The organism is Aeromonas sp. R4-3 (assembly GCF_040908275.1).
Classification (GTDB): domain Bacteria; phylum Pseudomonadota; class Gammaproteobacteria; order Enterobacterales; family Aeromonadaceae; genus Aeromonas; species Aeromonas rivipollensis.
The window spans coordinates 145,647-169,227 of the sequence record NZ_JBFODK010000020.1; the positions used below are offsets into that span (position 1 = coordinate 145,647).

Below are 23,581 nucleotides of genomic sequence, written 5' to 3' on the forward strand. Positions count from 1 at the left end.
ATAGGAGCGGTGCAATTCACTTCGTTCATTGCACCCTACCCGTCCCTCACCCTGCCCTCTCCCAAAGGGAGAGGGGATCATCCGACATCGAGGATATAGCGTTGGCAATCGGGAAAAGTTCGGGAGTGGCGGATTGCACGAATTTTCGATGATGCAATATTCGATTGCATGATGCTTAATTACGCGATCGTCCGATTACGCTTCGCTAATCGAGCCTACAAATGACCAACCAATGATGAAAGATAGACAGAGGATGCTCCCCTCCTTCTTCCATTTATTTATAAGGAATTGGGATAAGAATCGGAGGTGAGGTGGGATGGATTGAGCGAGACATGTTGGGTTTCGAAAAACCCAACTTTAAAATTTTAAAAAACAATATGTCCTGTATGAAAATTATATTAAAAATCATTATCCATGTGTGAATCTACTTTGTACATCTAATATATCCGGACCAATTGCCTCTTCTGTTGCTGGGCCCTTTCTAACAAAACAAGATTTCCCAACAAACGAAACTGAATCCATTTTTCGAAGGCTAATACAAAGAATTGTAAGCCCTTTAAACGTAACAGTATCTAAACCTGCTATCGCATGATTTTTTAATGAAGGGGATAGTTCAGAGTGCCTAATAATGTCTATAACTTTCTTAGTGTATTCTTCGATTGTGATACCCATATTATTTGCTTCACGATCGATACCAACTACATAACGTTCACCAACAGTCGCATAATTAACACCATCAACTGTTTTTGCTCTTTCTGCATCAGCTTTCTTGTCTGCAACACCAATAATAAATGCACCGTTGCTGCCTGAATTCGCGATACCACACAGTGTATGGAGCATTTCAACTTCTAATTTTTTATTCCATTTTCTACTCGCCCCCGTTTTAAGCGGTAGGAAGCCTTGCTTAGTTTCAAATCTAGCAGACTCAATTTTGGAACGGCTAAGATAATTTTCAACCTGAAGCGCTAGTCTCGGCCCGGAACACAAACTTTCATGTTTACAGTCTACAAAGTGGTCTTGAATCAGGCCTTTAATTGTTTTAATGTTCTTTTTTCTCTCTGTTGATGTCGAATAATGCGATTGCATTTTTAATTTTTCTGCAGCCCCTTTAAGAGATTCAAAAATCATCGACATATTAGACGGTTCTTTCTCATGTCTAAACAAGAGTTCATGTATCGCCATAAACAAGGAGAAAAATGGTGTCTTTATAGTATTCCGACTTCTACTTCTGAGGTGATTTCTTAAAAAGCTAGGTGAAGAGTCGTAGACCTCGATCATATTTTTAATAGTTGAAAATGTAATTATTATTTCTTGTTTTACCTTTTCTTGACCATACGCTATGAGCTTAGCCTCAAGCTCTCGACTTTCTGTTGCATCTTTATCATAAAGTTTATCAAAAAGCTCTCTTGAAGAAGAAATTGGCTCCTCGTTCACAATAGAGGCTATAAAGTCTAAAATTATTTGTTCATCTTCACTATCACGTAATTGTGCTCTAGTAAGGATACCTTGGTTACACCAAATTGTATCAATTGCTCTAACACCATACCCATGTTGGCTATCATCATTGTCAATACTTATAGAAGGCATATCAAATAAATTCAATGTATCATCTGACGAATCACCTCTAACTTCAGAGGATATTTGTCTCACTAAACTAGATACATTATTTGAAACTCCAGCTTGACGTTGCTCTTGTACACTAAGCTGACGCCCTTTTGAATTTATTCTACCGAATACTTCAGTTACCTCATTGTCGCTTTCCGCAGGAAACACACTAATAGCCAAGTCATAATCAAGGAGCGTTGAACATTCCTCCGGCGTTAATAAAGACACATTGTCATATGGAGTGAACACTCCTTTAGCTTGTTCATTTTTTGCCGTGGAAAACTGCCCTACATCAAAATACTTACCATCGATGTCAAACCCATGTTCAATAAAACTAAATATAGCATTAAGTCTCTGCATACCATCGATTATCTCGAAGTATTTGCTATTTCCAGCTCGATGCTTCTCAGCTAATAAAATTAATGGGATAGGATATCCATTGAGAATACTATCAATCAGTTTTCTCTTGTCATCGAGGCTCCACACAAGCTTTCGCTGATACTTCCTATTCACAATGTAAAGTCCTTTTCGATACTCACCATACATGGATTGTATCGAGCGGCCATGAGGAACAACTTTCATTTATTCACCCCATAAAAGAAATAATTGGCAGACTCAATAAGTACCAGAAAGTATCTTGGAATGCTATTCAGAAATCTCATCGTAAGGGGTTTGAAGACTAAGAACCGTAGATTCAACTATTGAGAATTAAACGGCAGCGAATCCCTTCACCGCCGTCGAATCGCTCACTTCCCCAACCTCTCCGCCAATCCGGAATACCGCTCGGTCTTTTTCCGTACTGCTTGTGCCAGCAGGGCGCGATCGCCGTAGAGATCGAGGCGCGCCTTGGCGCGGGTAATGCCGGTATAGACCAGCTCGCGGGTTAGCAGCGGGCTGGGGCTGTCGGGCAGCACCAGCACTGTATGGGCAAATTCCGAGCCCTGGGATTTGTGGATGGTCATGGAGTAGACAGTCTCGTGGGGGGGCAGGCGACTGGGCAAGAGCGCGCGCAGGGAGCCGTCCGGCTGCTCGAACCACACCTTGAGGCGGCCGGTTTCATCGGGCAGGCAGAGCCCCATGTCACCGTTGTAGAGGCCGATGCCGTGGTCGTTGCGCACCACCATCACGGGGCGGCCCGCATACCAGTCGCCATCCCGGGCGATAAGGCCAGCCCGAGACAGGGCCAGTTCGAGCCGCTCGTTGAGCCCCAGCACCCCGAAGGGGCCGTCCCGCAGGGCGCAGAGGATCTGGAAGCCGTTGAACGCCTTGAACACGGCAGACGCCTCTTCTCCGGCGCGGGCCGCCTTCAGATAGCTGCCGTAACCGGCCACCCCCTGGGCAATCAGGGCCTCGTAGGCCTCTCCCGCCCAGGGGTGCAGGCTGATGTCCTTGAATCCCGCACTCCAGACCGATTCCACCGCGGCGGCATCACCGTCGTTGCAGGCCCGCGCCAGCTGGCCTATGCCCGAATGCTGATCGAAGCGCCAGCTCTTGGAAAGCAAACAGAGGCTGTCGCGCACCGGTGCACCGGCAGGCGAACCCTGCAGGCGGTAGCCGGTCTGGCGGGAGAGCCAATCCGCTTGCGCGGGGCTGATGCCTTGTTCGATAAAGCTGCAGATATCCCCGAGCACGGCCCCCGCCTCTACCGAGGCGAGCTGATCCTTGTCGCCGAGCAGGATGAGACGGGCGTGGCTCGGCAGCGCATCGAGCAGGCGTGCCATCATGGGCAAGTCGACCATGGAGGCTTCATCCACCACCAGCAAGTCGAGGTGCAGCGGGTTGCCCGCGTGGTGGCGGAACTGGCTGCGCCCGGGGATCACCCCGAGCAGCCGGTGCAAGGTGCCCGCCTCTGTGGGGATGGCCTGGGCCCACTCGGGGGGCAAGTCCAGAGCCTGCAAGGCAGAACCGATACTCTCGGTCAGGCGCGCCGCCGCCTTGCCGGTGGGGGCCACCAGCCGGATCGCCGGGGCCTTGCCTGCTTGCAGGCCGGTCTCCACCAGAATGGCGAGCAGCTTGGCCACAGTGGTGGTCTTGCCGGTGCCGGGGCCGCCTGAGATCACCGCGAAGGGGCGCGCCGCCGCGGTGGCCGCCGCCAGCTTCTGGCCGTTGCAACAGAGCGATTCGGGCACCAGCGCATCCAGCTTGCCAAGGTCGCTCGCCGCCTGGGCGCTCCCCAGCAGCGCCTCTATGGCGGGCCAGTCCACTTCATGGGGGAAGACCAGATCCAGATACTTCTCGACGAAGTGGCGGGCCGAGAAGTCGGTGGCGAGGCGGGCCTTGAGCAGCGCCCCGAACACCAGCCCGTAGTCGCGGGCAAACAGCCGCGACAGGGCCGGGGCTATTTCGGGCCATTCGGCTCGCTCGCTCAGGGCGCGTAGATGGCGAGCCACCCCCAGCTCAAAATCGTGGTAGCGGGTGAGGTAGAGACGCCCGTGCCAGAGCCGCAGCGGCCAGCGGGGGACCTCCCCCTCATGCTGTTCCGTACCAACCAGCGGACTTGCCGCAAAGAGGGCGGGCCAACTGGCAGGATCCGCCAGATCCCCCAGAAGATCCCGGCTCTGATCCGGATCCAACCCGAAGGGGCGCAGTGATCCGGCAGATAGCATCTCCAGCGGCAGGCAGACATGGCCGCGCCCAAGCTCGAAGCAGGCGAGCGCGGCCCCCAGCACCAGCTCGGGGCTGCCGCCCAGATCGGCCACCAGTTTGGCAAATTGCAGATCCAGCTGGCGGATACGCCCCGCCAGCGCCAGGGCTTTCAGCCGTTCGATCATACCGTCGCTCTTCATCTCGCCCCTCATGCCTCTGCCTTGTTTGGTTTTTCTAAACGATGATCGTCAGGCATCACACCTTTACTAAACAACTTGTCGAGCCCCAGCACCAGTTCACGACTCGGACGGGTATGGAACACGCCCCCTTGCGGCATGCCGCGCAGGAACAGATAGAAAACCCCGCCAAAGTGCTGCTCGAAATCGTAGCCCGGCAGCCGCAACGAGAGCAGCCGGTGCAGCGCCAGGGAATAGAGCTGGTATTGCAGGTCGTAGCGATGCTCAGCCATGGCCCGCTCCAGCGCCGGACGGCTGTAATCGGCCGGGCTCATGCCGAGGTGGTTGGATTTGTAGTCGAGCAGATACCAGCGCCCCTGCCACTCGAACACCAGATCGATAAAGCCCTTGAGCATCCCCTGCACTGTGGCGAAGCCCAGCGGCTTGTTGCCCCGCGACAGGGGGTCGTGCTGCTGGCAGAGGGCTGTCAGCGCCGGCGCCGTCACCCGCCCCATGGGCAGGAAGAACTCCAGCTCCACCTGCTTGCGATCGGGGGCCAGATCCCGCAGCCGCACCGGCTCGTCAAAGCCGGTATCCAGCGGGGTATCGAGCACAGCCTCCACCTGCTGTTGCAACACGGGAGCCCAGCTCTCGTCGAAGCCATCCTGCGCCAGCAGGGCGGCGATATGCTGCGCCAGCGAGTCGCCTGCGGCACTTTGAAAGTCGATGGTCTCGAACAGGCTGTGCAGCAGAGTGCCGGGGCGCGCCCCCTTCGGGAAGGTGAAGATGGAGGGCTGGGGCGCCTCCTCTTCCTGCGCAGCGGCAGCCGCCTCGGTCACGACCTCGTCATCGAAGCCGGGGTTCGCCAATACCCCCTTGCCGTGGCCGTTCCCCTGGGCCGCCAGCCCGGAGTAGGAGCTGATCCACCAGTCCCGTTCGAGGGAACCGGTAAAGTGGCGCACCTGGGGCTCGCCCAGCTGCTCTTCCTCTGGCGGCAGCGGGGCCGGACGGGTGAGCGAGGGCTCACAGACCACCACCCCGGGCAGCGCCTGGGCAAGCTCGGTGAGGGCTGTCGCCAAGGTTTCGGCGTCCCCCTCTTCCCCCTTTTGCAGCAGGTAGCCGATGGCGGTGTGGTGCAGCTCTGTCTTCTCCGACTTGCCGTTGCCCGAGCGCACCGGGGCCAGCCCCAGCCAGGTGGCGTAGACGCCCCGGGTCAGCGCCACGTAGAGCAGCCGCAAATCTTCGGCGAGGCGCTCCCTGTCCGCTTCGGCCAGCGAATGGTCGGCACCGGTCAGATCGAGAATGGTGCGATTGCCCGCCTCATCCGCCTCGTGATAGAGCGGGGTCTCGGCGGTTCTGTGGCTGCAGATGAAGGGCAGGAACACCAGCGGATACTCCAGCCCCTTGGATTTGTGGATGGTGACTATCTGCACCAGCTTGCGCTCGGATTCGAGGCGCAGTACCTGCTCAGCATCCTGGCCGCCCGGGCGACTCACCGCCTCCCCCAGCCAGCGCAGCAGGGCATATTCCCCGTCCAGCTCGCTGCTCGCCTGTTGCAGCAGCTCACCGAGATGGAGGAAGTTGGTCAGCCGCCGCTCGCCATAGGGGCTCGCCAGCAGGGAGGAGGCGAGGTTGCGCCTGTGCAGCAGGGCCCGCAGCATGGCCAGCACGCCGCGGCGGTGCCAGATCTGCCGGTACTCCATAAACTCCTGCACCGCGCTCTCCCAGGCCCGCTCGTCCGAGGCCAGCGCGTCGAGCGCCCTGGCATCCAGATCAAAGAGCCCGGTCGCCAGCGCCGCCCGCAGGCTGCGCTCTTCGCTCGGGTTCTGGCAGGCGTGCAGAATAAGCAAAATCTCCCGTGCCTCCGTCTGCTCCAGCACGCTCTCGCGGTTCGACAGATAGACGGAGGCGATGGCGAGGCGCGCCAGCTCCTGCTGCACCAGCTTGCCCTCGGCACCGGTGCGCACCAGCACGGCGATATCCCCGGCCTTCACCGCTTTGTCGCCGATCAGCGCCTTGCCCTCGCGGGCCAGGGTCAGCAGGCGGTGGATCTCGGCGGCGGTGGCGCGGGCCATCTTGCTCTGGTAATCCCCCCGATTGAAGGTGGGCTGGCCGCTCAGCTGCCAGCAGTGCAGCACAGGCGCGGTGGCGCCACCCAGCAGCAGCGCCTTGCTCTTGCCCTGGGCCTCCACCGGCAGGAAGGGGATATCCGCCTCGTAGATAAAGGGATCCTTGGCCCGCTCGAACAGGCCGTTGACCGCCCCCACCAGCGCACCGCTGGAGCGCCAGTTGCGCCCCAGGGTGTAGTGGGCGCTCACATTTCGCCGCGCCTGAATGTAGGTAAAGATGTCGGCGCCGCGAAAGCCGTAGATGGCCTGCTTGGGGTCACCGATCATCAAGAGCGCCGTGTCTGTGTGACCGCCGTAGAGGCGATGGAAGATGCGGTACTGCTGGGGGTCTGTATCCTGAAATTCATCTATCATCGCCACCCGGTAGGTGGCGCGAATGCGATCGCAGAGCCGCTCGCCAAGGTTGGAGCCCAGCGCCCCGTCGAGATCCTTGAGCAGGTCATCGAACGAGAGTTGATGGGCTTGGCGCTTGCTCGCCTGCATCCGGCTGCGCACCACCTTGGCCGCCCGTTGCAGGATAAGGTCGCGAATACCGGGGCGGCTCGCCAACAGCTCGTCGATCTGGCTGAACAGCGGCAGGGTCGGTGGCGCCTTCCCCTTGTTCAACTTGGCTTCCAGTGTCTCCTGGCCGAAGCGTTCGAGATCCTTGGGCAGCGCGTAGCCGCTCCCCTCGTCCTGTGCCCAGTCGCCGATCTTGGCGAGCCACCCTTCGTAGTTCTTGCCGGTGTAGAGCTTCATCTGCCCCTCGGTCTGGCGGCGGATCTCGTCCCCCTGCGCCAGCCACTCGCGCTTAACAGCCCCGATACGGGCCATGGCAGCCTGATGGCGGGCGGCGAGGGTCTCATCCCCCAAGGCCGGGTGTATCTCCAGCTCGCTGTTGTCGAGCCAGCCGTTCATCTCCCGCAGCAGGGCGACGGGGCTAGGCCAGAGCGCGCGCACCGAGCTCGCCAGGGTTTTATCCACCGGATAGAACTCGGCACGCCAGTAGTCGCTCACCGCCTGCAGCCTGAGCTGGCTGTCGTCGGTGAGGAATTCGGTTTCAAAGAGGGCGCCCGATTCGAAGGCGTTCTGTTTCAGCATCCGCTGGCAGAAGCCGTGGATGGTAAAGACCGCCGCCTCGTCCATCTGCCGCTCGGCGGCCAGCAGGCGGCGGGCCGCAAGCTCGTGATCCTCCACCTCGATCAGCAACTGGGCCAGCAAGTCATCCTTGCTCTCACCTCGCATAAAGGCGAGGCGCGCCTCGTGGATGCGACCGCGGATCCGCCCCCGCAGCTCGGCGGTGGCGGCCTCGGTAAAGGTCACCACCAGGATTTCGGTCACCGAGAGCGGCCGCTCGTGGGCGCTGGATTGACCCACATCGGCGCCTTCTTCGATGAGCGGGCCGTGGCCCAGCAGCAGGCGCAGGTAGAGGCCGGCTATGGTGTAGGTCTTGCCGGTCCCGGCGGAGGCTTCGATCAGTCGTTCACCGTGGAGGGGAAAACGCAGGGTATTGAGCGGGTTGGCCATGATCACATCATCTCCAGGGTGGTCAGCAGCGGGGTCAGGTGTTCGCGGGCCAGCGCCTGCAACTGGCTCAGCACGGCGTCATCCAGCTCGGGGAAGCAGCGGGCAACATAAGGATCTTGCCCCTCCCCCGTCACCATGTAGCCGCCGTTGAAGCGGGTAAGGGCCGCCTTGTCGGCCGCCTCCGGCTTGTCCGGATCCTTCTCGATCGCCCTGAACCACTCCCAGGCGGTGTTGGGGAAAAACGGCAGCGGCCGCTTCATTCCCTGAGCCCAGAGCGCCACCAGGGCTGCCAGTCTGGGGCGCGCCTCCTCGGCCGGAAGAGCTGGCAGCCGCAGACTCTGTTTGGCATCGAACAGCAGGGTGTCGCCGGGGATGCAGCTCAATGAGAGGCAGAGGTGCTGAACCCAGCCCAGCAGCAGATCCTTGCCGTTGAAGCTGCCGGGTTTGACCACCAGCAAACGTCCCTTCTGGGTGTCTATCCACCCCTGCAGCTGGCCCTGGGTCAGGGAGATATCGATCTCCACCGCCCGTTTTTCTGCCTCATTGGCCGCAACCCAGGGGCGCAGCCGATCCGCCAGCTTGCCCATCTCGGCGTCCAGATCCTCCAGCAGCAGGCTGCCGAACCAGCCTTGGGGCAGCAGGCCGGTGAGCTGCAACCGCTCGCGACGCACGGCACTATCTCCTTGTGCCAGATGGGCATCGAGCAGCAGGGCCTTGAGCTGATAGTGCTGCAGGCCGTCCAGCTCGAACGGCTCGCTGTCTTCGATGTTGGCTTCGTTCAGCTCGAACCACACCTTGAGGCGTCGGTTGAGGAAATACTTGGTGGGCTGCCGATAGAAGCGCAGCAGCTCCGCCAGCTCAAGCCCCTGCTCCTTGCCCCATTCGGGGGGCAGCGGCAGCTCGCCGCTCTGGAAGTTGGCCGCGCCACGCACCGGATTGAGAGCGGGCAGCCAGTCGGCGGCATAGGTAAAGAGGCCGGACCCCGCCTGTGGGTAGAAGTAGTTGCGGCTGTAGGGGGTGAGCGGGTGTGGCACTATCAGGTGCTGAAGCAGCCGCCGGCCTGAGGCTTCATCGTCGAGGCTCTCATCCCCCGCCAGCACGAAGCCCTGCCGCACATAGTCGATCAGTTCCGCCAGCAGCACCGAGGGCACCTTGTCGCTGTTGTCCTGCGCGCTGAAGCCCTGATAGCTGATATAGAGCCCCTGCTGGGCGCTCAACAGCGCCTCAAGGAAGAGGTAGCGGTCGTCATCGCGGCGGGATCTGTCCCCGCGTCGCGACGCCACCGCCATCAGATCGAAGCCCATGGGGGCCAAAGTGCGCGGATAGACGCCGTCGTTCATGCCGAGCAGGCAGACCTGCCTGAAGGGGATGGAGCGCATCGGCATCAGGGTGCAGAAGTTGACCTGACCGGCGAGGAAGCGCTGGCTGGAGCGGGACTCCCCCAGCACGCTGCCGAGGTAGTCCTGCAACAGGTCGGCGGTGATGGGCTGATCGAAGCGAGCCTCCCCGAGCTGGGTTTGCCAGTCGGCCAGCTGGCTGCGAATGAGCTGGAGCTGACGCTCTTCATCCTCGTCGGCCAGATAGAAGCGCTCCAGCAGTGCCAGCAGGCAGGCGTTCCACTCTGCCAGCGGCTGCGCCTGTTGCAGCCGGGGCAGGAATTCGGCCAGGGAGTCGACAAACCAGGCGAGCTTGCCCAGCGCCAACCCCTGCTGACCCTCGATCTCGGCGTAGGGCAATATGCTGGCCAAGGGGCCCTGCTGCACCCCCATGTTGTCGGCACAGGGCAGGATGCCAGCCACCGGCTCCCCATCCCCCATGGCAAAGCCGAGCAGCATGCGGCGCAGGCCGAACAGCCAGCTGTTGCCGGACATGGGCGGCAGATCGAAGCGGACGGGGTAGCCGTCATCCAGCCCCCAGCGGATGCCGGTCTCCTGCACCCAGACCCGCAGCTGGTTGAACTCGTCGTCATCGAGCTCGAAGCGGCGCAGCACGGCGGGCACCTCGAGAATGGCGAGCAGCTCGCCAGCACCGAGGCGGGCGTTGGGCAGCTTGAGCAGGGCGAGGAAGCTTTGCAGCAGCGGGCTCTCCTGGCTGGCGGCTCTGTCCGATACAGCGAAGGGGATCTGGCCACGGGCACCAAACACCGCCTGAATGTAGGGGCCGTAGCTGTTCACGTCCGGCATCATCACCACCACATCTTTCGGAGTGAGGGACGGGTCCTGCTCGAACAGCGCCAGCAGCCGGTCGTGCAGCACTTCCAGCTCCCGCATGGGGCCGTGGCAGGCGTGGATCTGCAGGGATCCATCCGCCGGACTGATGGGGCTCTTGTGGTGGCTGGCGTCGAGACTGAACTGACCGGCGCCCCGTTCGGCCAGATCCAGCACATCTTTCTGGATGGCGCGCAGCAGGCTGACATTGCCCTGCTCATCCACCTCGTCGATGTCGACGAAGGCCTCGATTTGCGGCACCTCCAGCTCCATCAGCTGATGCAGGTAGTCGCGCCCCAGCTTGCCCATGGAGGCGAGCAGCGGGTTGGCGGGCCCTTGCAGGGTCTCGATGTCGGTGCCGGGCTTGAGCCTGGTTTCGAGCCGCGCCAGGGTTTTTCTGTCCAGCAGATCCCCCCAGTAGTAGCGGCAGGGGTTGGTGACGAACAGGTGCACCTCCACCTCGGGTCGGCTGCCGAGGGCCAGCAGGGCCTCCACATAGCGGGGTGGCAGCGCCGAGATACCGAACACGAAGACCCGTTGCGGCAGCTTGCCCGGCAGATCCCGGGTACGCGCCAGCTCGTGGATAAACTCCTCGTAGAGGTTGGCTCTGTGGTAGCCGCTGGGCGCGAGGGCCAGGGTGCGGGCCACCAGCTCGCGCCACAGCTCCGGCTGCCAATCCTGACCGCTCACCCCAGACAGTTCCAACCCCAATCCCTCCCCCTCTTCCCAGCGGGCTATCCAGTCCGGCCGATAGACCAGATATTGGTCAAAGAGATCCGCCACCTTCTGGCAGAGCTGCCACAGCCTTACTTGCTCGGGATCCTGGGCAGGATCCTCGTCATCCCCCCCCAGATAGGCGGCCAGCGGGGCGAAGGCGGGCCTGTCCAGCAGGGCGGGCAGAATGGTCATCAGCTGCCAGCTCATGGATCCCTTGTTATAGGGGCTCTGGCGGGGCACGTCTGCCAGCACCTGGGTGAACATCTCCCAGATGAAGCTGGCTGGCAGCGGGAAGTCGATATTGGCGGCGATGCCGAAGGCCTTGGCCAGCTCCAGCTTGAGCCACTGGGCCATGCCGGGACTCTGCACCAGGATCTGCTCGTGCTCGAAGGGGTGAGAGAGGGGCGCCTGCCGGATGCGGCTCACCAGCAGCTCCTTGAGCAGATCCAGCTGATTGGAGTGGTAGAGGGTAAACATGGACGACTCCCGCCAATTTCATGAAGAGGGGTGCGCGCCGGAAAAGGCGAGCCATTTCCGTCACTTCACACGAAATGGGATTGTCGGGGATCGGGGGGTAAGATGCAAAAGGCGCTTGCCGTCACCAGGCGGGCCTCGTCACAGTACCGGCATTAGCCCCCTGGCGGGCATAAAAAAGCCGGTGCAACTGCACCGGCCGAAAGGCGTTGGAAAACTTGAACTATCAGGCTGTTACCAGCACTTGCCGAGGCGGGCATCCAGGCTGAAGGCACCAGGACCGGCTGCCGCCAGGGCCAGGAAACCACCGGCCACCGAGAGGTTCTTCATGAACATCAGCATCTGCATCTGTTCGGCAGGCTGATAGTGGAAGATGAAGGCGGCCATCAGGGTGAAACCGGCCAGCAGCACAGAGAGGCTGCGGGTAAAGAGACCCAGCACTATGGCGAGACCGCCACCCAGCTCCAGCAGGATCACCAGGGGCAGCATGAACCCGGGCACGCCCATGGCTTCCATGTAACCCTGGGTACCGGCGTAACCGCCGATCTTGCCCCAGCCTGCCATCACGAACATCAGCGCCAGCAAAATACGACCCGCCAGCAGTGCCACATCTTTCATCTTGTCCATCGTCAGATTCCTTTGATTACCCATCTTGGTAATAACAGTGTAAGTGCTAATTGTTAACTCATTCATTTCGCCGAGATTTATCTATCAGGGCAGATCAAACAGCAGGGCTTCACTCCCCTCGGACGCGGTGAGCGTCCAGGACGCCTCATCGCGACTGAGCAGGCCGTCGCCGGGTCGGGCAGACAGACCGTTGCCAGTCAGCTCCCCTGAAATCATATGCAGGTAACCATGACGCCCTTGCAATGCCCATTCGAGGGTTTCCCCTTCGGCAAGCTGCAGTCGCCAGATGCGGGCCTGCTGGCGGATCCTGAAGGATCCCGCCTCCCCATCCGGTGACGCGACCAGCGTCAGCCCGGGCTGGGTGGCTATCTTCTTCTGCTGATAACCTGGGGTAGTGCCGACCTCATTCGGCTCTATCCAGATCTGCAACAGGGAGAGGGGCTCGGTCTGCGAGGGGTTGTACTCGCTGTGCCGGATGCCGGACCCTGCGCTCATCAGCTGGAAATCCCCCGCCGGTATCTGCTCGGCATGACCGAGGCTGTCCCTGTGCTCTATGGTGCCGCTCAGCACGCAGGTGAGGATCTCCATGTTGGCATGAGGGTGGGTAGCGAAGCCGCCACCCGGCGACACCAGATCCTGGTTGATGACCCGCAGGACAGAGTGCCCCATCCAGTCCGGGTCATAGTAGTGACCGAACGAGAAGCTGTGGCGTGCATCCAGCCAGCCGAAGTTGGCATGACCCCGTTCAGCTGCGGCTCTCAATTTCATCATGGTGTGCTCCTCCAATACCTGTAAACGGTTGATTAGCGCTGGCGACCGTCACCCAGACCGAACGGGATGCGGTAGTCGCTGCTTTGATCCCCCAGGCTCACCGTCAGGTTGCCCTGGGTGCGGCTCGGGATCTTGACCTGCTGGGTGCCCATCAGGCTGGCGTGAACCGATGCCAGCAGATCGCCAGACTCATCGCGCACCTCCAGCATGGGGTTGGCCTTGCCAGCCATGGCGGCGGTCGCGTTCCAGTTCACAAACAGCACGCCCGGGGCGGCGTTGATGTCGGCCGGTACGGCAGCCTGGGCGAAACCTGCGGTCATCAGGCCTGCAACGGCCAGCATCTTGATTAGGTTTTTCATGTTCATTCACTCTCTTGGTTTTTATGTCATTGCCAAGGCCGGTCTGGCCCGAATCAATGCATCCATGCAAGAGGTTATTCAAATAGTGTGTTGTTCTTTCACCTACAGCAGACATCGTTCTGTGTGATGTCTCAGCCTGGAACTACCTTTTATTTGGCCGCTTGGCCTTCCTGCCTAAGCGTTGATTGAATAATAAAGTCACTTGCCCTAAGTTGTTAGCGAGATAATCTGGCAAACATGTTCAAAAAAATTGAAGGTTAGATATGGCCAAGGAATCGAACAAGGAGCGGGCGCTGACCCTGGAGGCGATCCGGGTGCTGGACGCCATAGACCGCCGTGGCAGCTTCGCTGCAGCCGCCGACGAGCTGGGCAAGGTGCCCTCGGCGCTGAGCTACACGGTGCAGAAGCTGGAAGACGAGCTGGACGCCATGCTGTTTGATCGCAGCGGCCACAGAACCAAGTTCACCCCGGCCGGGCGCATGCTGCTGGAGCAGGGTCGTCTGCTGCTGGAGGCTGCCGAGCACCTGGTGGGGGAGACCCGGGCCCTGGCCCGGGGCTGGGAGACAGACATCACCATAGCCGTCGATGCCCTGGTGCCGCTGCAGGCGCTCTACCCTCTGGTGGAGCGGCTGGCCGAGCAGACGGATACCCGGCTGCGGCTGCGGGCCGAGGTGCTGGCGGGCAGTTGGGAGTGTCTGGAAGATGGCCGTGCGGATCTGCTCATCTCCTCCCTCAACCCCGACATCATGATGACCGGCATCAAGCATCAGCCCTTGCAGGAGGAGGTGATGCTCTATGTCGCTCACCCGGATCACCCCCTGCACCTGGAGCCCGAGCCCCTGGCGGACGAGACGCTGCGCCGCTACCGCGCCATCGCCATCGCCGACACGGCGCGGCGCAAGCCCGCCCTCACCTATCGCCTGCTGGACAAGCAGCCGCGCCTGACCGTCAGCACCATGGGAGAGAAGCGCGATGCCCTGCTGGCGGGCATTGGCGTCGGCACCATGCCCCTGAGCTGGATAGAAGAAGACATCAAGGCGGGGCGCCTCAAGGTAATCGGCCCCGAGTATCGCCATCAGGTGCAGGTCGTGCTGGCGTGGCGCCGGGATACCATGGGCAAGGCCAAGAGCTGGCTGGTGCGGGAGATCCCCAAGCTGTTCCCCTGCAAGGGGGAATAACCCCTAGGGAGGGCTGCGCAGGAGGTGCCAAAAAATGCGCCCCTTCCTTGACGGCGGGCTCAAATTCGGAGAAAAGAAAAAAAGCGGACCTCTTGCGAGTTCCGCTCAATGCCAGGAAAGAATAAAACCTTGCGGTTAAAAAAACCCTTAAATTGGAAGCAAACAATCGTTTTCTCAACCAGGAAGGTATTGAATCCGATTCGTGTTGGATTATGTGCGATGTAATATGCATCACCAGCAAAATGTTGAAAGGTTGAAGGATATGCACCATCGAGTGTCATTTTCTGCCACCTTGCACCATGACTGGTCAGGCCATTTCAGCCGTTATCGCCGGACGTATCCCCTCTGGTTTTTCTAGGTGTCAAAAATTGAGCCCGATACAGACAAATCTCTCATTTTCTGGCACGACTAAAAATGCAGATAAAGGAATAGTTGCATGACCTACAGCCAGACCCTGGCCAACCACATTCTCGACACCCTGAAGAAGACCCTGACCGACAAGGGGATCCGCTATCAGACCCTGGCGGAAGCCATGGGGGTCTCCATCGCTACCGTGAAACGGATGATGAACAAGCCCTCCCTGCCGTTCGACACCCTGCTGGAGATCTGCCACCTGGTGGGGCTCTCGTTCGAGGAGCTGCTGGATCGCACCCAGGACGCCCAGAGCCGCCGTGCCGTCTTCACCCAGGAGCAGGACGAGGCATTTCACAAGGAGCCGGGGCTCTACGCCTTCCTCGCCAACATCTTCTGGCGCGACAAGACGCTGATCGATCTCAAGCGGGAGTACGGCCTGACCGACGCCTCCTGCTACCTCTATCTGCGCAAGCTGGAGAAGCTCGGCATATTGCAGCTTGGTATCGACAACAGCTACCACTTCCTCATCAGCGAGCGCATCAGCTTCGAGCAGCACAGCCGCTTCGCCCGCCAGCAGGCACGCCAGGCCATGTCTGTGTTGGGGGACTATCTGGTGGAGAACATGCACAAGTCCAACAACTACATGGCGCTCTGTCAGCTCCACCTGGACGAGAGCGAGGCCATGGCCCTCATCGATCGCATGAAGGAGTACTGGCATCAGGAGCTCAAGCTAAACCGCCCCGCCATTGGCCAGCGGGAGGGCAGCAAGACCTACACAATGTCGCTGCAACTGGCGGACTGCGGCTACCAGAGCTTCGACGACCTTATCCCCAATATCGACAACTGATCCCGGCGGATCCTGCGGGATCCGCCACGCTGGCTGTCTGCTACCTAATCAGCAAGCTGGACTCGCTGCGGCTTGCCGACAACCGGTTGCAGCGCTCTGGTATCCAGACAGATACGAATGGCATCCGGCCGCCAGTGCTCGATATCGCAATCCACCAGCGCCCCCTTCTCGTCGTAGTTGACCCGCACCAGTCTGAGCACCGCGCTCCCCTCCGCCAGATTGAGGGCACGGGCGATGGCGCCCCGCGCCGCCGAGGGGGTGATCTCGAGGCTGGCCCCGCCCTGGCCTATGCCATAGCGCTGCTGATAGAGCTCGGTGAGGGAGCTCGCCAGGGGCGCAGTGGCGATATCGGGAAAGCGGCTCGCCAGCAGATGGTGGCTGACGTGGAGCACGGGACGATCGTCGATCAGGCGCAAGCGGCGGATCTCGTAAAGCGGTGTGAAGGGATCCAGCCCCATCCAGTGACACAACTCGCTGCTGGCAAGCTCGCTGCCGTGTGCCAGCACCCGGGTTTCGGCGGTGCGCTGCTGCTCGCCTATCCACTGGTGAAAGTGGGTGTGGATGGCGGGATCGTAGGTGAGGCGGGGCGGCGCCACGAACCAGCCGCGCCGCTCGGCCCGGTAGATAAGGCCGTCCGCCTCGAGGCTGGAGAGCGCCTCCTTGATGGTGATGCGGGTAGTGGCGAAGCGCTCGCTCAGTGCCCGTTCGGCGGGCAGCTGCTGCCCGGCCCCCAGCTGGCCGCTGCCGATATAGCGGCGCAGGGTCTGGCAAATCTGTTCGCACTTGGAGGGGCTGCGGCCATCGGCCAGCCCCTGTTCCCTCAATCGCTCTGTCACTGTCACGTCCCTGTCGGTCATTCCGGTTTGCGCCCTCTGGAGTAGACCAGCGGCTGTCGACCCCGAGTTGTAACCCCTGCTGATGACAGCACCATGACAGGGTGATTGTCACGAAAACGCCATCAAAGCGCCCCGCCACCGTCATATTTCCCCTCTAGCATCCCTCTCGAACCTTAACTGACCTAGTCCAGAGGGATGGGATGATGAAAAGCGTGATCGCAAGTGCACTGGCCCTGGTGGCCATCAGTCAACCACTGTTTGCCGCCGAAAATATCGCGGATCTCGAGAAGGCCGCCCGCGGCGAAGGCCAGCTCCACAGCATCGGCATGCCCGACAGCTGGGCCAACTGGAAGGATACCTGGCAGCAGCTGGGCAGCATCTACGGCATCAAGCATCAGGATACCGACATGAGCTCGGCCCAGGAGATCGCCAAGTTCGCCGCCGAGAAGGCCAATGCCACCGCCGATATCGGTGACGTGGGCGGCGCCTTCGGCCCGGTTGCGGTCAAGCAGGGGGTCACCCAGCCCTACAAGCCCTCCACCTGGGCCGACATTCCCAACTGGGCCAAAGATGCGGACGGTCACTGGATGCTGGCCTATACCGGCACCATCGCCTTCCTGATCAACAAGGATCTGGTCAAGGCCGCCCCCACCAGCTGGCAATCCCTGCTGGGTGGCGACTACAAGGTGACCCTGGGTGACGTGGGCGTGGCCTCCCAGGCCAACAACGGCGTGCTGGCGGCAGCCTATGCCACCGGTGGCAGCGAGAAGAACCTCAAGCCTGCATTGGAGCTGTTCGGCCAGCTGGCCAAGCAGGGTCGCCTGTCACTGAACGACCCGACCATAGCCAACATCGAGAAGGGCGAAGTGGAAGTGGGTGTGCTGTGGGACTTCAACGCCCTGAACTACCGCGACCAGATCGACCCCAAGAAGTTTGATGTGGTGATCCCGAGCGACGGCTCCGTTATCGCCGGTTACACCACCATCATCAACAAGTGGGCCAAGAACCCCAACGCCGCCAAGCTGGCCCGTGAATACATCCTCTCCGATGCCGGTCAAATCAACCTGGCCCGTGGCTACGCCCGCCCCATCCGCAGCAACGTGACCCTGCCGGATGACGTGAAAGCCAAGCTGCTGCCAGCCGAACAGTATGCCAATGCCAAGCCGGTGCAGGATCATGCAGCCTGGGAGCAGAGCTCCAAGGCCCTGCCGCGCCAGTGGCAAGAAACCGTCATGATCAACATGCAGTAAGGGAATCCAGTGCAACACAAGGTGATAGTGGTACTTGTGGATGGCCTGGCAGCCGAGGTAGCCCACACCATGGGCTACCTTTTCGGCATGGTGGAGGCGGGGCGCGGTCTGCATACGACCCTGAGCTCTGCCTTGCCCTCCCTCTCCCGGCCCCTCTACGAGTGCATCCTGACCGGCGTGCCGCCGGTGGTGAGCGGCATCACCCACAACGGGGTGACGCGCCTCAGCCAGCACGACTCCATCTTCCATCTGGCCCGCGCGGCAGGCAAAGGCACCGCAGCCGCGGCCTATTACTGGGTGAGCGAACTCTACAACCGCAGCCCCTGGCTGGCGGCCCGGGATCGCTATACCCATGACGAGCAGTTGCCGATCCAGCACGGCTGCTTCTACTGGGATGACAACTACCCCGACAGCCATCTGCTGATGGATGGGGAGTGGCTCAGAACCCAACATGATCCCGACTTTCTGCTGATCCACCCCATGGGGGTGGACGATGCGGGCCACAAGTTTGGCCTCGATTCCCGCCAGTACCGCAATCAGGCGCGCCGGATGGACAGCCTGCTGGCCGACCTGCTGCCCCTGTGGCTGGCAGAGGGGTATCAGGTGGTGATCACCTCGGATCACGGCATGAACAATGACTTGAGCCACGGCGGCACCCTGCCGGAGGAGCGCACTGTGCCGCTCTGGCTCTTTGGCGATGCCTTTATCGAACGCTGGCCGGATGGGGTGGTGATCGCCCAGACCCAGCTCTGCGCCCTGATGGCCGACCTGCTGGGCGTGCCCCACGACAAGCCGGTGGTTCCCCCGCTGCTCAAGGCGGCCTTTATGCGCGAGGTGCATTGATGATGCCTGCAACCACCGAGATCCTGCTGGATCAACCCGCAGCAACCCGGCGCCAGGCGCGCCGCCACTGGCTGCCCGCGCTGGTGCTGCTGCCCTTTGTCCTCTTGATGATACTGTTCCAGCTCGCCCCCATGGTGTGGGTGCTGGTGGGCAGCTTTCAGACCCCCGATGGCTGGGGCTTCGCCTACTATCGGGAGATTTTGAGCTCCCCCTTCTACCTGCAATCCTTCGGCAACTCCTTGCGTATCGCCGGTATCGCCAGTCTAGGGGGGCTTGCCATCGGCACGCTCGGGGCTGCGGCGCTGCGTCACAGCGGCGAGCGGGTCAAGCGGCTGCTTCTGGCCTTTGTCACCATGACAGGCAACTTCAGCGGCGTGCCGCTGGCGTTCGCCTTCATCATCATTCTCGGCATCAACGGCGCCGTTACCCTGCTGCTGAAATCCTGGGGATTGATCGACGGCTTCAACCTCTACTCGGGGTCGGGCCTGATCCTCATTTACACCTATTTCCAGATCCCCCTCGCGTTGCTGCTGCTCTACCCGGCCTTCGATGCGCTGCAGGATGAGTGGCCGCAGGCCGCCGCGCTGCTCGGCGCCAGCAAGGGCCAGTATGTGTGGCACGTGGCACTGCCGGTGCTGACACCCGCCCTGCTCGGCACCCTGATCATACTGTTTGCCAACGCAGTGGGTGCCTATGCCTCCGCCTATGCCCTCACCACAGGCAACTTCAATCTGGTGACCATCAGGGTGGCCAGCCTGGTCTCCGGCGACATCTTCCTCGAGCCCAATATGGCGGCGGCGCTGGCGGTGATCCTGATGGTGCTGCTGGGGGTGGTGACGGCCGCCAACCAGTGGCTGCTGAAGAAGAGCTATGTGAACAGGGGGCAATCCCATGCGTGATTTGCAACCAAGCTGGCCCAAGTGGGTGCTGGGGGCCCTGGTCGCCACCCTGCTGCTGCCGCTGCTGGCCACCTTTCTCTATTCGATCTCTACCCGCTGGGGGGCGACCCTGCTGCCGGACGGCTTCACCCTCGACTGGTATCTCAAGCTGTGGGGTGACCCGCGCTTTCTGGCGGCCTTTGGCCGAAGCCTGCTGGTCTGCTTCGCCACCCTGCTGCTGGGGACTCTGGTGCTGGTGCCCACCGTGCTGGTGGTGGCCTACTACTTCCCCAAACTGGATCCCTGGATGAACCTCTTGATCCTGCTCCCCTTCGCGGTGCCGCCTGTGGTCTCGTCGGTGGGGCTGCTGCAGATCTACGCCGACGGCCCGCTGCCGATTATCGGCACGCCGTGGATCCTGATCGGCACCTGGTTCACCGTGGTGTTGCCCTTCATGTACCGGGCACTGGCCAACAGCCTGCAGGGTGTACCGCTGAAAGATCTGATGGATGCCGCCCACCTGCTGGGGGCCAGCAGTGCCCGCGCCTTCGCGCTGGTGGTGATCCCCTGCCTGCGCAAGGGGCTGCTGGCGGCGCTGTTTCTGTCGCTCTCCTTCCTGCTCGGGGAGTTCGTGTTTGCCAACATGCTGGTGGGCACCCGTTACGAGACCCTGCAGGTCTATCTCTACAACATGAGGTCCACCTCGGGCCACTTCACCAGTGCGCTGGTGATGAGCTATTTCCTGCTGACCCTGCTGCTCACCTGGGCGGCCAACAGATTTCATCGGTGATCCAAGATGTTTCATTTAGAAGTCAATCAGTTGCACAAATCCTACGGCGACACTCCTGTGTTCGAGGGGATCGAATTCGGCATCCGCAAGGGGGAGCTGGTGACCCTGCTTGGCCCCTCCGGCTGTGGCAAATCCACCCTGCTGCGGGCGCTGGCGGGGCTCACCCCGGTGGATGGCGGTCAGGTGCGGGTGGCCGGTGAGGACATTACCTGGCAGGCCCCCCAGAAGCGGGGCATCGGCATGGTGTTCCAGAGCTATGCGCTCTTTCCCAACATGACGGTGTGGGACAACGTGGCTTTCGGCCTCAAGATGAAACCCCAGCCGGGGCGGGAGCTCTCGGCCAGCGTGCAGGAAGCGCTGGAGCTGGTGGAGCTGACCGGCTTCGAGCGCCGTTATCCGGGCGAACTCTCCGGCGGCCAGCGCCAGCGGGTGGCGCTGGCCCGCGCCCTGGTGGTACGGCCACGGATCCTGCTGCTGGACGAGCCGCTCTCGGCGCTGGATGCCCGCATCCGCCGCAGCCTGCGCCAGCAGATCCGCGAAATCCAGCAACGGCTCGAACTCACCACCATCTTCGTGACCCACGACCAGGAGGAAGCCCTCACCCTGTCGGATCGGATCTTCCTGATGAACAAGGGAGCAATAGTGCAGTGCGGCACGCCGGAGCAGATCTACGCCCGCCCCGCCAGCGAGTTTGTGGCGGGCTTTATCGGCAACTACAACCTGCTCGGCGCAGAGCAGGGCAAGTCGCTGTTCGGCCCCCGTTTTCAGGGCAAGCTGGCACTGCGGCCGGAGTCCATCACCCTGCTGCCCGCAGGGGCGACCAGCGGCGAGCCCAGCCTGCCCGGCATCGTTCGCCAGCAACAGCTGCTCGGCAACGTGATCCGCTATCAGGTGGAGTGCGAGGCGGGGCTCTTGACGGTGGATTGCCTCAACCGCTCGGCTGGCGATCTGCTGGCTGTGGGGAGCGCCGTGACCCTGGCGGTGGCCCGGGATCAGCTCTGTGAGGTAGCATGACGCCTCGTTTCATTTTCGTTGTTATCGCAAGGAGCCCTCATGGCACTGGCACTGTTTGATCTGGACGAGACCCTGATTGCCGGGGATTCCGCCAGCCTCTGGCTGGAGTACATGGTGGCCGAGCAGCTGGCCCCGGCGGGCATGGTGGCCGAGGAGCAGGGGATGATGTCCCTCTACCATCAGGGCAAGATGGACATGCATCAATACATGGCCTTCACCCTGCAGCCCCTGGCGGGCAAGTCGCGCCAATGGCTCAACCAGCAGTGCCACCACTTTGCCGAGCAGGTGCTGCGCGAGCGCCTCTACCCCGAGGGGTTGGCGCGCATCGAATGGCATAGGGAGCGGGGCGACGAGCTGGTGCTGATCTCCGCCTCCGGCGAGCATCTGGTGGCCCCCATGGCAAAGATGCTGGGAATGGATCACTGCGTTGCCATCCTGCTCGACGAGGAAGAGGGGATGCTGACCGGTCAGACCCGCGGCACCCTGAGTTTTCGCGAAGGCAAGGTGGCCCGCATCAACCAGCTCTTTGCCGGGCGGGACAACCTCTGGCAGGGGAGCTTTGGTTACAGCGACTCCCACAACGATCTGCCCATGCTGAGGGCGGTGAGCCATCCGCATGCGGTCAATCCGGCCCCCGCCCTGCGCCAGTGCGCCTCGGAGCTGGGCTGGCCCCTGTGGGAGTGGCACTTGCTCCCTTGAGCCGCTGAATGAAGAAGAGGCCCTCAGGCCTCTTCTTTGCTCAGCACCCCATCGTCTGCCGGCGGCACCTCGTGCTGCGCCAAGGGGGCGACTCCCCCCAGATAGATGCGGTTCTTGCCATCCCGCTTGGCGCGATACACCTCGGCATCGACGATATCGAGCAGCCCCTTGGCATCCAGACCGGGGACGCTCGCCACCAGGCCGCCGCTGAAGGTGATCCCGAGGCCGGGTTCACGCCAGTCCAGGGACGCGACCCCTATCCTGTACTGCTCCAGCAGCATCTGGCAGAAGTGGATGTCAGGGTTGGCCAGCAACACCACCAGCTCCTCGCCCCCGTAGCGGCAGACCCAGCCGTGATCCTCCAGCAGCTGGTTGCCCAGCTTGGCCACCCGCTTGAGCACCACATCCCCGGTCTGGTGACCATAGTTGTCGTTGACCAGCTTGAAGCCATCCAGATCGATCATGGCCAGACAGAAGGCGTGCTGCTCCAGCAGTAGCCGGTTCAGGCGTTCGTCGAAGAAGCGGCGATTGTAGAGGCCGGTCAACTTGTCCAGGTTCGCGTGCTGGCGCGCCTCGTGGTAATCCTTGCTCACCTCCGCCAGCTCGGCATAGACGTGCCTGAGTTCATGCATTCCCCCCTGGGGTACCCCATCGGGCGGCATCCTGCTGGCGCGGATCATGGTGGAGATCTCGTCCAGCATCCGCCTGAAGTAACGGGACCAGACCAGGGCCAGCAGCGCATAGAGCACGCTGGCCAGCACCACAACCCCGAGCACGTTGAGGGAGGCCCGCGCCACCACGGCCTGGATGCTCGACGCCGGCAGCACGCTGATCAGCACCCAGTTGCGCTCGGGCAGGCGGCTGTAGGCCACAAACTGCCGGGAATCCTGATCCAGGAAGATGCCATCCTCCTGGCTGAAGCGGGAGAGCCAGCTCGGGTGGGCCATGGGCTTGAGCAGTTGGGACGGGTCAGGGTGGGCCAGCACCTTGCCGGACTGATTGACGATCATCTGGTAACCGTCGCCCAGGTGCCGGTTCAGCTGGGCGGAGAAGGGGGCCAGCACGGCATCCACCGCGAACACCCCGCGCACCTTGCCCTCCTTGTCGGTGATGGCCCGCGCGAGCGCGATGACCAGGTTGCCGTTGGTGTAGTCGTAATAGGGCTCGGTCCAGACCATCTTGCCCAGATGCTGGCTGGCCAGCTGATACCAGGGGCGCGTCCTGGGATCGAAGCCCGCATCCGCCTGCCATTCGGGGTAGATCAGCATCTGGCGCTCGGCGGTGCCGACATAGATGTAGATGAGGTCTGCCATGACCCCCTTGTAGAGGCGCCACTCCTTGAGGTAGAACTCCGCATTGTTCAGTCGGGGGCCGCTGATGTCGTCCACCTTCACCTGGTCGTAGATGAGGGTGAACTGGCGTTCCATTTCGTGCAGATAGGGTTCGATGAAGACGTGACGCAACTGGTGGTTGGTGGCGAGCAGGCGCTGTTGCAACTCTTGTTGCAGGCTGCGCTCCATGTGCAGGTAGTAGATACCCCCCAGCATCAGCACCGGGATGAACAACAGCAACAAGCCCAGACGCATCCGGGCAACCAGGGACCAGGTCTTTTTGGAGACTGCTCGTTTATCCAACCCTGACTCCTGCTATCCCCCGACGTCGTGTAGTGTCAGAATATCAGCCCCGCTCTATGGCGTCCAAAGGGAAGCTTGCCATGTGGCCAACGAGAAGGAAC

Annotated in this window: 17 protein-coding genes; 8 read left to right on the forward strand and 9 right to left on the reverse strand. The window is 61.3% G+C overall.

The genetic code is table 11. The annotated features are described in order from the left end of the window. Positions 1–408: 408 nt before the first annotated feature. From AB5Y91_RS04350 to AB5Y91_RS04380, 7 genes are all read right to left on the reverse strand, one after another. Positions 409–2,187: a DUF262 domain-containing protein gene (locus AB5Y91_RS04350; RefSeq protein ID WP_368169159.1), complete on the reverse strand. Its 1,779-nt coding sequence runs from the start codon at positions 2,185–2,187 to the stop codon at positions 409–411. A 164-nt stretch (positions 2,188–2,351) separates the two neighbouring features. Further along, entirely contained in the window at positions 2,352–4,391 is a 2,040-nt protein-coding gene (gene recD / locus AB5Y91_RS04355; RefSeq protein ID WP_368169160.1) for an exodeoxyribonuclease V subunit alpha, read from the reverse strand. Between the two features lie 8 nt (positions 4,392–4,399). Beyond that, on the reverse strand, positions 4,400–8,002 hold the full coding sequence (recB, locus tag AB5Y91_RS04360) for an exodeoxyribonuclease V subunit beta (protein ID WP_368169187.1): 3,603 nt from the start codon (positions 8,000–8,002) through the stop codon (positions 4,400–4,402). A 2-nt stretch (positions 8,003–8,004) separates the two neighbouring features. Then, positions 8,005–11,403: an exodeoxyribonuclease V subunit gamma gene (gene recC, locus AB5Y91_RS04365; RefSeq protein WP_368169161.1), complete on the reverse strand. Its 3,399-nt coding sequence runs from the start codon at positions 11,401–11,403 to the stop codon at positions 8,005–8,007. A 231-nt stretch (positions 11,404–11,634) separates the two neighbouring features. Beyond that, positions 11,635–12,093: a DoxX family protein gene (locus tag AB5Y91_RS04370; protein WP_289980842.1), complete on the reverse strand. Its 459-nt coding sequence runs from the start codon at positions 12,091–12,093 to the stop codon at positions 11,635–11,637. Between the two features lie 18 nt (positions 12,094–12,111). Beyond that, positions 12,112–12,798, reverse strand: a complete 687-nt coding sequence (locus AB5Y91_RS04375; protein ID WP_368169162.1) for a pirin family protein — start codon at positions 12,796–12,798, stop codon at positions 12,112–12,114. A 32-nt stretch (positions 12,799–12,830) separates the two neighbouring features. Beyond that, on the reverse strand, positions 12,831–13,163 hold the full coding sequence (locus AB5Y91_RS04380) for a hypothetical protein (RefSeq protein WP_163149433.1): 333 nt from the start codon (positions 13,161–13,163) through the stop codon (positions 12,831–12,833). 257 nt (positions 13,164–13,420) lie between these two features. Between AB5Y91_RS04380 and AB5Y91_RS04385 the strand changes: the two genes are divergently transcribed. Beyond that, positions 13,421–14,335, forward strand: a complete 915-nt coding sequence (locus AB5Y91_RS04385; protein WP_139744813.1) for a LysR family transcriptional regulator — start codon at positions 13,421–13,423, stop codon at positions 14,333–14,335. 436 nt (positions 14,336–14,771) lie between these two features. Continuing rightward, positions 14,772–15,536 (forward strand): helix-turn-helix transcriptional regulator, encoded by a 765-nt coding sequence (locus tag AB5Y91_RS04390; RefSeq protein ID WP_005330085.1) that lies wholly within the window; start codon positions 14,772–14,774, stop codon positions 15,534–15,536. Between the two features lie 44 nt (positions 15,537–15,580). On the opposite strand, the gene AB5Y91_RS04395 is transcribed toward AB5Y91_RS04390, so the two are convergent. Continuing rightward, on the reverse strand, positions 15,581–16,393 hold the full coding sequence (locus AB5Y91_RS04395; protein WP_368169163.1) for a UTRA domain-containing protein: 813 nt from the start codon (positions 16,391–16,393) through the stop codon (positions 15,581–15,583). Positions 16,394–16,575: 182 nt separating this feature from the next. On the opposite strand from AB5Y91_RS04395, the gene AB5Y91_RS04400 reads away from it, so the two are divergent. From AB5Y91_RS04400 to AB5Y91_RS04425, 6 genes are read left to right on the forward strand one after another with little or no spacing between them, the layout of a single operon-like run. Further along, complete coding sequence (locus tag AB5Y91_RS04400) at positions 16,576–17,622, forward strand: ABC transporter substrate-binding protein (RefSeq protein ID WP_047440511.1); 1,047 nt, start codon at positions 16,576–16,578, stop codon at positions 17,620–17,622. A 9-nt stretch (positions 17,623–17,631) separates the two neighbouring features. Continuing rightward, positions 17,632–18,465 carry an alkaline phosphatase family protein gene (locus tag AB5Y91_RS04405; protein WP_368169164.1) on the forward strand — a complete coding sequence of 278 codons (834 nt, stop codon included), beginning with the start codon at positions 17,632–17,634 and terminating at the stop codon, positions 18,463–18,465. Beyond that, a complete protein-coding gene (locus tag AB5Y91_RS04410; protein WP_368169165.1) occupies positions 18,465–19,364 on the forward strand; it encodes an ABC transporter permease in 900 nt (299 codons plus the stop codon). The genes AB5Y91_RS04405 and AB5Y91_RS04410 overlap by 1 nt, the downstream gene beginning before the upstream one ends. After that, complete coding sequence (locus tag AB5Y91_RS04415) at positions 19,357–20,133, forward strand: ABC transporter permease (RefSeq protein ID WP_368169166.1); 777 nt, start codon at positions 19,357–19,359, stop codon at positions 20,131–20,133. The genes AB5Y91_RS04410 and AB5Y91_RS04415 overlap by 8 nt, the downstream gene beginning before the upstream one ends. Positions 20,134–20,139: 6 nt before the next feature. Next, the gene (locus AB5Y91_RS04420) at positions 20,140–21,147 is read left to right on the forward strand and encodes an ABC transporter ATP-binding protein (RefSeq protein ID WP_368169167.1); all 1,008 of its coding nucleotides are present in this window, start codon (positions 20,140–20,142) and stop codon (positions 21,145–21,147) included. Between the two features lie 39 nt (positions 21,148–21,186). Further along, entirely contained in the window at positions 21,187–21,846 is a 660-nt protein-coding gene (locus AB5Y91_RS04425) for an HAD family hydrolase (protein WP_368169168.1), read from the forward strand. A gap of 23 nt (positions 21,847–21,869) precedes the next feature. Here the strand turns inward: AB5Y91_RS04425 and AB5Y91_RS04430 are convergent, their stop codons facing one another. After that, positions 21,870–23,480, reverse strand: coding sequence for a diguanylate cyclase (locus AB5Y91_RS04430; protein WP_368169169.1), 1,611 nt, complete (start codon positions 23,478–23,480; stop codon positions 21,870–21,872). Positions 23,481–23,581: the final 101 nt, after the last annotated feature.